Annotated in this window: 10 protein-coding genes and 1 pseudogene; 6 read left to right on the top strand and 5 right to left on the bottom strand. The window is 64.4% G+C overall.

The features are described from left to right. Positions 1–4: 4 nt before the first annotated feature. Both PBT88_RS06735 and PBT88_RS06730 read right to left on the bottom strand, forming a co-directional pair. Positions 5–679 carry an ABC transporter ATP-binding protein gene (locus tag PBT88_RS06735; protein WP_270078442.1) on the bottom strand — a complete coding sequence of 225 codons (675 nt, stop codon included), beginning with the start codon at positions 677–679 and terminating at the stop codon, positions 5–7. 156 nt (positions 680–835) lie between these two features. Continuing rightward, positions 836–2,257: a sugar porter family MFS transporter gene (locus PBT88_RS06730; protein WP_270078441.1), complete on the bottom strand. Its 1,422-nt coding sequence runs from the start codon at positions 2,255–2,257 to the stop codon at positions 836–838. A gap of 226 nt (positions 2,258–2,483) precedes the next feature. On the opposite strand from PBT88_RS06730, the gene PBT88_RS06725 reads away from it, so the two are divergent. After that, complete coding sequence (locus PBT88_RS06725) at positions 2,484–3,767, top strand: cation:proton antiporter (protein ID WP_270078440.1); 1,284 nt, start codon at positions 2,484–2,486, stop codon at positions 3,765–3,767. Positions 3,768–4,205: 438 nt separating this feature from the next. After that, entirely contained in the window at positions 4,206–5,072 is an 867-nt protein-coding gene (locus PBT88_RS06720) for a phosphotransferase enzyme family protein (RefSeq protein ID WP_270078439.1), read from the top strand. Positions 5,073–5,271: 199 nt separating this feature from the next. On the opposite strand, the gene PBT88_RS06715 is transcribed toward PBT88_RS06720, so the two are convergent. Then, positions 5,272–5,634: a winged helix-turn-helix transcriptional regulator gene (locus PBT88_RS06715; protein WP_270078438.1), complete on the bottom strand. Its 363-nt coding sequence runs from the start codon at positions 5,632–5,634 to the stop codon at positions 5,272–5,274. A gap of 101 nt (positions 5,635–5,735) precedes the next feature. On the opposite strand from PBT88_RS06715, the gene PBT88_RS06710 reads away from it, so the two are divergent. Further along, complete coding sequence (locus PBT88_RS06710) at positions 5,736–6,755, top strand: zinc-binding alcohol dehydrogenase family protein (RefSeq protein WP_270078437.1); 1,020 nt, start codon at positions 5,736–5,738, stop codon at positions 6,753–6,755. Between the two features lie 314 nt (positions 6,756–7,069). Here PBT88_RS06710 and PBT88_RS06705 read toward each other — a convergent pair whose 3' ends face one another. After that, entirely contained in the window at positions 7,070–8,038 is a 969-nt protein-coding gene (locus PBT88_RS06705; protein ID WP_270078436.1) for a LacI family DNA-binding transcriptional regulator, read from the bottom strand. Between the two features lie 238 nt (positions 8,039–8,276). On the opposite strand from PBT88_RS06705, the gene PBT88_RS06700 reads away from it, so the two are divergent. Continuing rightward, positions 8,277–10,649 carry a membrane-bound PQQ-dependent dehydrogenase, glucose/quinate/shikimate family gene (locus PBT88_RS06700; RefSeq protein ID WP_270078435.1) on the top strand — a complete coding sequence of 791 codons (2,373 nt, stop codon included), beginning with the start codon at positions 8,277–8,279 and terminating at the stop codon, positions 10,647–10,649. 88 nt (positions 10,650–10,737) lie between these two features. Here the strand turns inward: PBT88_RS06700 and PBT88_RS21045 are convergent, their stop codons facing one another. Beyond that, positions 10,738–10,887 carry a hypothetical protein gene (locus PBT88_RS21045; RefSeq protein ID WP_326521590.1) on the bottom strand — a complete coding sequence of 50 codons (150 nt, stop codon included), beginning with the start codon at positions 10,885–10,887 and terminating at the stop codon, positions 10,738–10,740. Here PBT88_RS21045 and PBT88_RS21040 point away from each other — a divergent pair. Both PBT88_RS21040 and PBT88_RS21035 read left to right on the top strand, forming a co-directional pair. Beyond that, positions 10,838–11,374 (top strand): annotated as a pseudogene (locus PBT88_RS21040) (MFS transporter); the annotation flags it as partial. The gene PBT88_RS21045 and the pseudogene PBT88_RS21040 sit on opposite strands and share 50 nt — an antisense overlap. Positions 11,375–11,471: 97 nt before the next feature. Continuing rightward, on the top strand, positions 11,472–11,927 hold the full coding sequence (locus tag PBT88_RS21035) for an MFS transporter (RefSeq protein WP_326521571.1): 456 nt from the start codon (positions 11,472–11,474) through the stop codon (positions 11,925–11,927). Positions 11,928–12,034: the final 107 nt, after the last annotated feature.

Raw genomic sequence — 12,034 nt, 5'->3', positions numbered from 1 at the left:
GCACTCACGCGGGCACGAGACCGTCGGCGGTGAGGCGGACCACGCGATCCGCGCTGGCGGCGGCGACGTCGGAGTGGGTGACGAGCAGCCCGCCCGCCCCTGCCTGGCGAAGCTGAGCGATGAGCAGCGACAGCACCATCGCCGCCGTCTCGGGATCGAGATTGCCGGTCGGCTCGTCGGCAAGAAGGAGCGCAGGGCGATGAGCGAGCGCCCGTGCGATCGCGACCCGCTGCAGCTCGCCGCCGGAAAGTTGGTTGGGATAGTCGGCTTCGCGCCCCCCCAGCCCCACCGCCGCCAAGAGATCCGCGGCCCTCGCATCGATCTCGGCCGGGGCCGCGCGCAGCAGGGCGAGCGGAAGCCCGACATTCTGGCCGAGCGTCAGGTGCGGCAGGATATGGAAGGCCTGGAAGACGAAACCGATGCGTTCCCGGCGAAGCGCGGCGCGCGCATCCTCCCCGAGAGCAGCGAGATCGACGCCACCGAGAATTACCGAGCCCGCGTCCGGAGAGTCGAGCCCGGCGACGAGATTGAGAAGCGTCGACTTGCCGACCCCCGACTCGCCCATGATCGCGATCAGTTCGCCCGCCTGAAGCGCGATCGAAAGGCCCTCGAAGAGCAGCCGGCCCCCCGGCACCCTCTTGCGCAGTTCGACGAGGCGGAGAAGCGGCGCGGTGGACACGGCTCCAGTTAGAGGCAAGCGATCGAAGACGGAAATGCTATCGCCGCCGAAGAGCGGATTTTCTGTCAGCCGATCGCATCGGCGATCCCGAAACCACCGGACCAGACGCAGCCGAACCGCGCCGGAGCCGAACCCGCTATAGGCGGCGGCGTGACCTCAGGCGGTGCTGTGGTGATGCCGCAGCATGTCTTCGATCGCCTCCAGCGTCTTGCCCCGGGTTTCCGGAACGAACAGCCGGGTGAAGACCAGATTGCCGATACCGACCGCGGCGAACAGGAAATAGGTGAGGCTGAGCCCGAGCCCCGCCACCATCAGCGGGAAGAGGAAGCCGACCGAGAATGTCGCCAGCCACAAGGCGAGACCCGACAGCCCGATCGCCACCGCCCGGACCTTGAGCGGGAATATCTCCGACAGCAGCACCCAGGTCGCCGGCGAGACGAAGGCCTGCTGGAACGCCAGGAACGTCGCCATCAGCGGCAGGATGATGAAGGCCAGTTCGGTCGACTGGCCGAGGATGCGCGAGATCATGCCGATCGCAAGCAGCGTGCCGGTCGTGCCGCTCAGCCCGATCGTCAACATCGTCCGCCGCGCTACCTTTGGGAGCAGATAGATGCCCAGGAAGGTCGCGGCCACCGAGATCACGCCATTGGCGATATTGGCGAGCAGCGCGCCATTACGTCCGAATCCCGATTGGGTCAGGATCTGGGTTCCGTAATACATGATCGAATTGACGCCGGTGAGCTGCTGGATGATGCCGATGCCGATGCCGATCAGCAGGATGCGGCGGATCCAGCCCTCCCGCAGGATGGCGATATCGAAGCGCGGCTTGCGCTGGCCCGATGCGTCGCCCGCCTTGAGAATCTCGGCCATCTCGGCGTCGGCTGCCTGGCGCGAGCGCAGCCGGCGCAAGGCCTTCTCGGCCCGTTCCGGGTGATGGTGGGCGGCCAGCCAGCGCGGGCTTTCGGGCACCGTCATCATGCCGACGAACAGGCCGATCGCCGGGATCAGGGCGACGGCGAGCATCCACCGCCAGATACCGGGCTCCTGCCCCCAGACGATGCTGATCCCGGCGTTGCAGGCGAAGGCAAGCAACTGGCCCGAGACGATCATCAGTTCGTTGCGGGTGACGAGCCGACCGCGCCCGTTCGGCGGCGCGATCTCCGCAAGATAGGTCGGCACCGCCACCGAAGCGCCGCCGACCGCGAGCCCCAGAAAGGCGCGCGCAGCGATCAGCACGGGCACTGTGGGCGAAAGGCAGCACGCGATCGTGCCGATCATGAAGACGAACGACAGCAGCCGGATGGTGCGACGGCGACCAAGACGCATCGAAAGCGGCCCCGACAGCAGCGCCCCCACCGCCGCGCCGAGCAGCAGCGCGCTCGTCACCACGCCCTCGGTGAGCGGGGTCAGCCCCAGATCCTGCTGGATATAGAGCAAAGCGCCGTTGATGACGCCGGTATCATAGCCGAACAGGAGGCCGCCGAGCGTCGCGACGAAGGCGACGCGGTTCAACAGCCCGCGGGGCGTTTCGGTATCTGTGGGTTTGGCAGAGGTACGAACATCGGCGGCGTTGCTCATCAAAGGTCCATCATCAGATTGTGTGCGATCGACCTCAAGCCGTTGTCACGGCAGCCAACTGTCCATCGAGGCGGGTAGACGCAGGCACGCCGTGCGAGTTCCCTCGGTCGCGCATCGGCCAGCATTTTATCGGCGATGCGGAAGCTGGTGACGGCGCAGCGTGCTCGAACAATTGCTGAATTTTGTAGCGGACGGGGCAACTTGGCGAGCCGGTCGTTGACTGGCCATGCTCGCCATCTCCTCTCCCGTCCTGCTGCTCGCGATCGGCGCGCTGCTCCTGCTCGCAACCTGGCTACCGATGATGCTGCGCGGATACCCGTTGTCGCTGCCGATCCTGTGTCTCGCCGCCGGCTATGCGCTGTCGTTCACGTCGGTGATCCGGCTGACGACCACGACGACGCTCGGCGCCAGCACTGTCGGCGAGCAGATCAGCGAGATTATCGTCGTCATCGCGCTGATGGGCGCGGGACTACGCCTTGATCGGCAGTTCGGCGTGCGACAATGGCAGTCGGCCTGGCGATTGCTGCTGCTCACCATGCCGATCTCGATCGCGGGACTGCTGCTGCTCGCTCATTATGGCCTGGGGTTCGGCTGGCCGGCGGCACTGCTGCTCGCCGCCGCCCTGTCGCCGACCGATCCCGTGCTCGCCGCCGACGTGCAGACCGGGCCGCCGGGATCGGGCGACGACGGCGAGGCCCGGTTCGCGCTGACCGCCGAGGCCGGTCTCAACGACGGCTTTGCCTTCCCCTTCATCCTGCTCGCCCTGATGCTCGCCGGGGGCGGAGCCGGCTACGGACGCTGGCTGGCCGTCGATTTTCTCGGCGAACTGGTCGTCGGGATCGCGATCGGGGTTGCCGTCGGCAAGTCGGTCGGGATGCTGCTCTTCAAGCTGCCGGCGATCAAGCTGTCCGACACCGGCGAAGGGCTCGCCGCGATCGGCGCGACCTTCTTATGCTATGCGATCACCACGATGCTGCACGGCAATGGTTTCGTCGCCGTGTTCGTGTCGGCGATCGCGATCCGCTCGACGGCGCCCGAAGATCGCTTCCATGTCACGATGGCCGAATTCGCCGCGCAGATCGAGCGAGTGCTGGTGATGCTCATCCTGCTGATCCTGGGCTGGGGCCTCGGCTCCGGTCTGCTGCGGGCGATCACCCCGATGGGCGCGGCCGTGGCGGTGGCGCTAATCTTCATCATCCGCCCGGTCGCGGCCATGGTCAGCTTCCTGGGATCGCGGCATACGCGATGGCCGCGGGGGCTGATCGCCTTCTTCGGCATTCGCGGCATCGGCACCTTGTTCTACCTGCAATATGCCTTCAACCGCCAGGCCTTTGCCGAGCGGGACCAGATATGGGCGATCTCGGCGCTGGCGATCACTGTGTCGGTCATTCTGCATGGCATGCTGTCGACGCCGGCGATGGCGCGGGCGGACGAGGCGCGAAACCGCCGTTCACGAGAACGCGAAGAGGATGTCGCCGATGCGGGCGACACCGCCCCGCGCCCCGGTTGACGCCCATCAGCGCGGACAGGCCGCGCCGCCGCGAAGCCATCGGCACCAGCCGACTGAGCCAGTCGGTGAATTCTGGCTTGGCAGCGATCCGATCCTACCGAGGTATGACCGCGCGACGCCCGACTCCCCGGCGAGCCGGCGCGCCTGCTGGAGCGAGAGGTCGGGAAACCGGCCGAGCAAGAGCTGGTTCTCGATTCCAGATGTGCGGCACCGAAACCGCGTCCGACGGTCGCAGCAAGAGCAACAGATGGGAAAACTTGGGACCAACGAAAGCTCAATATACCGCAGTTTTCTGCGGTTTTCCAGCCGCGTTCCCCAGGTGTTCTGGTGCCCGGAAGCCTCCAAAGCTGGGCACTGTGAGGACTGGGAAATTTCCGTACCGCTGCCGCCGCTTTACCAGCGAGTGGCATAAATGGTGGATTGCGGAAGGGCAGCTTCTTGCGCAGTCTGCTGTACATGCCTCGTTCGAGCGTTTTTGAGGAGATGTCGGCGGTAAAGTCGATCTGCCAGCAGATCGGGTTCGGTCAGGTCGTGCCGACACTCCTGAAGGCAGCGCACCACACGTCTCTTTTGATCGCACCACACAAGATCGTCGCCAGAGTTCAGTCTGGCGAGCCGATCGCCACGGCGAGCGAGTGCGCCGGCAGAGAAATAGTCGTTACCCGTTATCTCGCAGATCGTGGCGCACCTACGCTGGCTCCGATCCCGGAGTTTGCCGGGCCGTATGTTCGAGCTTCTACCGTCGTGACGTTTTGGCCGTATGCCGAGCATCGCAGGGCCGCGAGCGAAGCGGATGCGTCAGTGGCCGCGATGTCGCTCGCTACCGTCCACCAAGCCTTGAGGGATTTTGACGGCAAGCTGCCGCCCTACACCGAAACCTTGGACCGATGTTGGGACACCCTATCAGGCGATCATCTAGGCGCTGTCCTTCCGGCGGCGGATAAGCACTTGTTGGAAACGGAATTTCGGCGCCTGCGCCGTCTAGTCGAAGCGATCGACGGCAGATGGGTTGCGCTTCATGGAGACTCGCACCTCGGCAACCTCTTACTCGACGACGACGGTCGCAATCCTCTTTGGATGGATTTTGAGGATACGTGTCTTGGCCCCCACGAGTACGACATTGCCAATCTACCGGCCGAGGCATGGCCCATGTTTCCTGATGCCGATCCGCAGCTTGTCGCGGCCTATGCTCTTCTGAAAAGTGTGTGTGTTGTTGTCTGGTGTTTGGCGGACTCGGGCCGGAACCCCGAGATGCAGGAGGCGGCGGATTACCATTTAAGCGTGGTCCGCGACTTGGCGCGGTGACCCGCCAGGATTGCCCGCCTGTGGGCGACTGCAGACCGTCCGCTGCTTTCCGACTCGGGAATGGCGAGGTCTGGTGGGTTCCGCTCGGACAGGTTTTCGGAACGCCCCCCAAGGGGAAACCGACATTCCGCAATGGCCCTCTGCAACAGCCCACCAATTGATATCGTTCAGCGGGCCCAGCCGCCGAGAAAGGCAACCCTTATGCGACACGTTGGCTGGCGTGGGCCGCCTGCACTCTTGCCATCCGTGCCCTGCCCCAAGTCTCGGCGAATTCGATCAGGGGGCGCAGGCTCTCTCCTTCTTCTGTGATGCGGTATTCGACCCGTGGCGGCACCTCGGCATGAACGGTTCGCGACACAAAGCCGTCGGTTTCGAGATCGCGCAATTGCTTGGTCAGCAGCCGGGGCGTGATGCCGGGCAAGCGGCGATGCAGTTCGCTGAAGCGCAGGCATTGCCCGGCCATCAGATGATGAAGGACGACGCCCTTCCAGCGCCCGTCGATGAGATCCAGAGTCACTTCGACCGGACAACCCGGGATGGTGCGATAGTGTCGATCAGCCATGATACTTCCCTTTCAGGAAGCCAGTACGGAAAATAGCCATACTTGCCAAATCGGGCAGGCATCGCGACTGGCTTCCCGCATCGCAGACCTGACGGACAATCATGAAAGCCATCCTGTTTCAAAAGCACGCCGGGCCGGCCAGCTTCATCGAGACTGACCGCCCTGACCCGCTGCCCGACCCGCGCGATCTCCTGGTCCGTGTCGAGGCCGTCTCGATCAATCCCGTCGATACCAAGGTCCGCTCCGGCAGCGTCGCAGTGCCGCAAGAGGTTGATGCCCTTGGTTGGGATGCCGCCGGCACCGTCGTCGCCTGCGGCACCGAGACCAGCCTGTTCAGGGCCGCCGACCGCGTATTCTATGCCGGCACCTTCACCCGGCCGGGCGCCAATGCAGAATTGCACCTGGTCGACGAGCGGATGGTGGGCATGATGCCCGCAACGCTGTCCTTCGCCGAGGCTGCAGCCCTTCCGCTGACCAGTCTGACCGCCTGGCAACTCCTGTTCGACCGTTTGGGGGTGGCGCCCGGCAAACCGGCCGAGGCGCCTTCCCTGCTTGTCGTCGGAGGTGCCGGGGGCGTCGGTTCGATCCTTATTCAGCTTGCGCGGCGTCTGACCGGGCTGACAGTCATCGCCACCGCGTCGCGACCCGAAAGCCGCAAATGGTGTCTGGAGATGGGCGCGCATCACGTCATCGATCACAGCCAGCCGATGCCGTCGCAGGTTGCGGCGCTCGGCGCGGCGCCGGTCAGCTATGTTGCGTCGCTGACTCATACGGCACGGCACATGCCGGCGCTGGTGGAGATCGTTGCACCGCACGGCAAGATCGGCGTGATCGACGATCACGATACGCTCGACGCCGCCCCTTTGAAGGCCAAGAGCGTGTCGCTGCATTGGGAAATGGTGTTCACGCGCGCCCTGTTCGGCACGCCCGATCTGATCGGCCAGCACCGCATCCTGAACGAGATCGCCGCACTGGTCGATGCGGGCGTGCTTCGTTCCACGATGACGCGAAGGCTTTTCCCCTTTGACGCGGAAACTCTGAAAGAAGCCCATCGCCTGGTTGAAAGCGGTTCAGAGGTCGGGAAAGTCGTCATGAGCCGGCACCCGACTTCATTCGAGTGAGTCGGACGATCCCGGCGTTGGGCGAACGCTGGAATCGGGATTTTTCGAAGGGCCATCGCCTGCACTCCTGTCTTTCGACGAGCGAGGTTAGCTCAGGTTTTGCGGCACGAAAACGGCCAGCGCAGGGAATGACCAAGTCTTCATCATTGCCGATCTCCCCCTCGCGAAAGATGTCTATGTCGCAACACGTCGGGGAAGGGCTCAACCTGGTGGATTTCACCCGAACCGGTTTCTGGCGACGCGGAGGTGCATAGCGGACGTCAGGGCTTAGATGTCGCCGATGCCAAGCATGGGATAAACGCCAAAGCCGCGCATCACGCAACTTCAGTCGATCTGCTGGTCGTGCGCCGCTCGATCAACGAAGCCGGTATCCTGATAGGGGCCAGTTGCGGCGCGGTCTCGCCCAGTTGTGCCAGCACGGCTCGAACGATCGCGGGCTTGTCCTGGTCGAATGTGCTCAGATCGTAAGTCGGCCACTGGCTCATGGCGATATTGTCATAGCCCATGATCAAAACGTCTTCGGGTATGCGCAGACCGAGCCGGCTGCGGATCGCATCCATCGCACCGAGGGCCGCCAGATCATTCATGCAATAGATGGCATCGGGCCTGCCCTGCTCGAACAGTTGGAGCGCAGCCCGATAGCCGCCATCATAATCGAAGTTCCCAATAGCGCGCGCATATTCATGGACGCCACGGATGGACAATTGCCGCGCGAACCCCTGTTCGCGCAGGTTTTGTTGCGGACTTTCCGGCCCACCAATGTACCCGAAGCGTGTTCCGCCCGCCCGACAGAGCAGTTGAGCTGCCCGCGCGGAAGCGGTTTCGCTGTCCGAGATCACGGCGCGGATCAGGCCGCCTGTCACCCCCGCGTTCAGGGTGACGATCGGAATGCGCAGGGCGTTGAGCGCATCCGCCACGGATCGACTGCGGATCGAAAGAGGCGTGACGACGGCATCCACCCGATAACGGGCCAGTTCGCTGACGACTCCGTCCAGCGCCAGATCGCTCTCGGTGTGGACCAGCATCATCTGCTTGCCGGCATCCCGGAGCATCTGGACAAGCACCTCCAGAATATCGGTGAAATAAGGGTTGTAGAAGCCGCCCGCTGCAACCGCGATGATTTCGGAGCGGCCCGTCGCCATGATACGGGGGATGAGGTTGGGCTGGTATCCCAGCGCAGCAGCAGCAGCGACGACTTTCTCGCGCATAACAGGCGACACGCTGGCCCCCGGCGTGAAGGTGCGCGAGACCGCCGATTGCGAGACACCTGCCAGGCGCGCCACATCGATCGACGATGGTGGATCGGTGGCAATAGGAGGTTTCTCTGGCAACGGTGGCTCTCTCAGAAGGCTGTCGGGGCCAACGGGTATAGCGCGTCCAGCCGCACCAGAACCAACCTCATTGCGAATAGCTATGCAAATAAGTTTGCATAGCTATTCATTAACGGTATGGATCGAGCGAAATCGGAAATTGGTGCGGGTTGCGAGAGCCAGAAGCCCGCACCCGAGACAGGATTGAATCATGCGCAATGAGCCGCCGAGCTTGTCCCCCCCCAGCCGGGCACCCTATCTCACCGTCGTGTTGCTGGCCGTGACGGGTTTGGCGCTGGCGCTTCCAGGCGCCTATCTCACGACGCTGGGCGGATCGCCCTATTATGTGCTGGCTGGGCTGGCCGTGCTCGTCTCCGCCTATCTGATCGCGCGCCGTCGTTTCGCGGGCGTGCTGTTGTATGACGCGGTGCTGCTCGTTTCGGTGATCTGGAGCCTTGCTGAAGTGGGACTGGACGGCTGGGCGCTGATGCCTCGCCTCGTCTTCCTGGCGGTGGGCGGCCTGTGGCTGCTCCTGCCGCCCGTGCGGCGCTCGCTTTCGCGGGATGGAGGTGTCGCACGGCACATCGGCTGGGCCGCCCCCATGACGGCGCTGGCGGTGGTGGTGCTCGGTTTCGTGACGATGCCGGTCGCGATCATTCCCGCATCTCACGGCTCGCTCTCGGCTCCCAGCCCCGTGGATGCGGCGCTGGTCGGCCATGGCGACTGGTCCCATTTCGGCAATTCCGAACATGGCACACGCTATTCGCCGCTTCGGCAGATCAATGCCGACAATGCCCAAACACTGGAGCAGGCCTGGACCTATCATTCCGGCATGAAACCCGATGGTGCGAGCCAGCCGGGCGGTCTGGAAGTCACGCCGTTGATGGTGGATGGAACGGTCTATGGCTGCACGGCCTACAGCAGTGTGTTCGCGCTCGATCCGATCACCGGCAAGCAGCTCTGGCGCCATGATCCGAAGATGGACTATGCCGGCATCACCCATCCGGTATGCCGTGGCTTGGCCTTCTATCGCGCGCCGCAGGGTGTCACCGAATGCCCGACCCGGCTGCTGCTCGGCACGGTCGACAACCACCTGATCGCGCTCGATGCGAAGACGGGGGCAGTCTGCCGGAGCTTCGGTGAAAACGGCCAGGTGAACCTGCTCGACCGCATGGGCAAGTTCCCGATCGGCTGGTCTTACCCCACCTCGCCGCCGACGATCGTCAACGGCACGGCGGTGATCGGCGCGTTCGTGATCGACGGCCAGTCCACCGATGTGCCGCCGGGCGTGATCCGCGGCTATGATGCCGTCACGGGCAAACTGAAATGGGCGTTCGATCCAGCCCGCCCCAACGATCATGCCGCGCCGGCGCCCGGGAAGAACTATACCCCATCCACGCCGAACAGCTGGACGCTGTTCAGCGCCGATGACAAGCTCGGCCTCGTCTATGTGCCGATGGGCAATGGCAGCCCCGATTATTTCGGTGGCAACCGCACGCCCACGACCGATCATTTCTCGACATCCGTGGTGGCGCTCGACAGCCAGACCGGGGCGGTACGCTGGACGTTCCAGGCGGTACACCACGATCTGTGGGACTATGATCTGGCCGCCCAGCCGGTGCTGACCAACTTCCCGACCGCCCAGGGCACGGTGCCGGCGCTGATCCAGGCCACCAAGTCGGGGCAGGTGTTCGTCCTCGATCGCCGTACCGGCAAGCCGCTCACCAAGGTGGAGGAGCGGCCAGTACCTGTCTCTGATCTGCCGGGGGAGCGCTCATCGCCCACCCAACCTTTCTCGGTCGGGATGCCCGACTTCGTGGGGCCGAACCTCACCGAGGCTGATATGTGGGGCCTCACCCCCTTCGATCAGGAATATTGCCGGATCAAGTTCCGCCAGGCGCGCTACGACGGCCCTTTCACCCCGATGCGTATTGGGCCGAGCATCCGCACGCCGGGTGAGCTCGGCGGTATCGACTGGGGTAGCGTCTCGGTCGACGAAGGACATGGCGTGATGATCGTCAATTCCAACCGCATGGCAGACTATGACGAGATGATCACCCGCGCCGAGGCCAATCGAGAGCATCTCGTGCCCAAGGCCGATCCGCGCGGCGAGAATGCGCCGGGCGCGGCGCAGGCCGGCACGCCCTATGGTGTTCACTGGGGCGCCTTCCTTACCGGGCTCGGCGTGCCGTGCCAGCGGCCGCCTTACGGCTTCCTTACCGCCGTCGATCTGAAGAGCCGCAAGATCCTGTGGCAGCGCACGATCGGCAACGCGGCCAACAGCGGGCCTTTCGGCATGGCTACGCACCTGCCGCTGCCGCTGGGCGCGCCCAATATCGGTGGCTCCATCGTGACGGCCGGCGGCGTGATCTTCATGGCCGCCACGCAGGACCAGTATTTCCGGGCGATCGACGAGCGCACGGGTAAGGTGCTGTGGGCGACGAGATTGCCGGCCGGCGGATACGCCACCCCGATGACCTACATGGGTCGAGACGGACACCAGTATGTCGTCATCGCAGCTGGCGGCAATTCCTCCATGCAAACGGCGCTGGGCGACGTCTTCACGGCATTTCGCCTGAAATGACCGTTCGCTCGGGGCGCCATCACCGCGCCCCGAGCGAACGGCGCCGCCGTCACCCTCTCGACAGACTTCTTCCGGAGCAACGCGCCATTCACGACAGCACGACGCCGCCCCCCATTTCTTCCAGCCGCTGGATCCCGCCTGCGCTGGCCGCCGGCACGTTCGCCTTCGGCACGACCGAATTTTCCGCCATGGGTCTGTTGCCCGACGTCCAGGCGGATTTCAGGATCGACGCCGCCACCGCTGCTCATATCGTCAGCGCCTATGCGCTGGGCGTCACGATAGGCGCGCCGATACTCGCCTTGGCGACCACGAGAATGCCGCGCAAGCTGCTGCTCCAATGCCTGCTCATCCTGTTCGTCCTCGCAAACGCGGCGAGCACAATCGCCCCGAGCTACGGCAGCCTGCTGGCGGCACGCTTCGTGGCCGGCATCCCGCATGGCGCCTATTTCGGGTCGGCGATCATTCTGGCAGCAACCGCGAGCGGTGCCAAAGGGCGGTCGCACGCCGTTGCCAGCGTCCTGCTCGGGCTGACTTGCGCTACCATCGTCGGTGCGCCGCTGACCAGCTGGCTGGGAACGGCGATCGGCTGGCGCGGCAGTTTTGGCGTTATTGCCTCCATAGGGCTTCTAGCTCTCGCAAGCGTCACGATGATCGTCCCGGCGATCCGCACGCGGCCCGTCGCGCTGACGACCGAAATGGGGGCGCTTTGCAAATTGCATGTCTGGCTCACGCTGGCGACGACGGCGATCGGGTTTGGCGGGATCTTCGCCGTCTATACCTATCTGGCACCCGACCCTGATCGAAGGGGTTCATGCCAGCCCAATGATGGTGCCGCTCGCGCTGGTCCTGTTCGGTTTTGGCATGACTGTCGGGAGCTATGTCATTCCGCATCTCGCGGAAGGACGGATCATGCTCGCGATCGGAGCGCTGCTGACCTTCGTCGCGGTGTCGCTCATGCTCTTTGCGCTTTTCTGCGGATCGACCGGCGGAGTCCTGATCACCGCCTTTCTGATCGGGTGTGGCGGCGCGCTGGCGACGGTGCTCCAGACCCGCCTCATGGAAGTTGCCGGCGAGGCCCAGGCTTTGGCGAGCGCCCTTAATCAGAGCGCTTTCAATCTCGCCAACGCCCTGGGGCCCTTTTTGGCAGGACTGGCAATCGATGCAGGCTATGGCTGGAAGGGGGCCGGCTGGACCGGGGCTCTGCTCTCGCTGCTTGGCATTGCGATCTGGGGGATTGCTGCAGCGGTGCCATCGAAAAGCCAGGTACAAGCAACATGACCTGCATTTGCAACGGGAACATCGTCCGCCGGCGCCCGCCTTCGCACTTGGGAGCGGCCTAAATGAGGGCATTCTGCCCGGTCGGCTTTTCGCAATCGAGACGGTTA

Source organism: Sphingomonas abietis (assembly GCF_027625475.1).
Lineage (GTDB): Bacteria > Pseudomonadota > Alphaproteobacteria > Sphingomonadales > Sphingomonadaceae > Solisphingomonas > Solisphingomonas abietis.
Note: the sequence above shows the minus strand (reverse complement) of the source record. Positions and strands in the feature narration are given on the sequence as shown.

Coding starts and splice junctions, on each gene's coding strand:
- PBT88_RS06730 (WP_270078441.1), bottom strand. CDS start 2,257: ATGAGCAACGCCGCCGATGTTCGTACCTCTGCCAAACCCACAGATACC.
- PBT88_RS06725 (WP_270078440.1), top strand. CDS start 2,484: ATGCTCGCCATCTCCTCTCCCGTCCTGCTGCTCGCGATCGGCGCGCTG.
- PBT88_RS06715 (WP_270078438.1), bottom strand. CDS start 5,634: ATGGCTGATCGACACTATCGCACCATCCCGGGTTGTCCGGTCGAAGTG.
- PBT88_RS06710 (WP_270078437.1), top strand. CDS start 5,736: ATGAAAGCCATCCTGTTTCAAAAGCACGCCGGGCCGGCCAGCTTCATC.
- PBT88_RS06700 (WP_270078435.1), top strand. CDS start 8,277: ATGCGCAATGAGCCGCCGAGCTTGTCCCCCCCCAGCCGGGCACCCTAT.
- PBT88_RS21035 (WP_326521571.1), top strand. CDS start 11,472: ATGATGGTGCCGCTCGCGCTGGTCCTGTTCGGTTTTGGCATGACTGTC.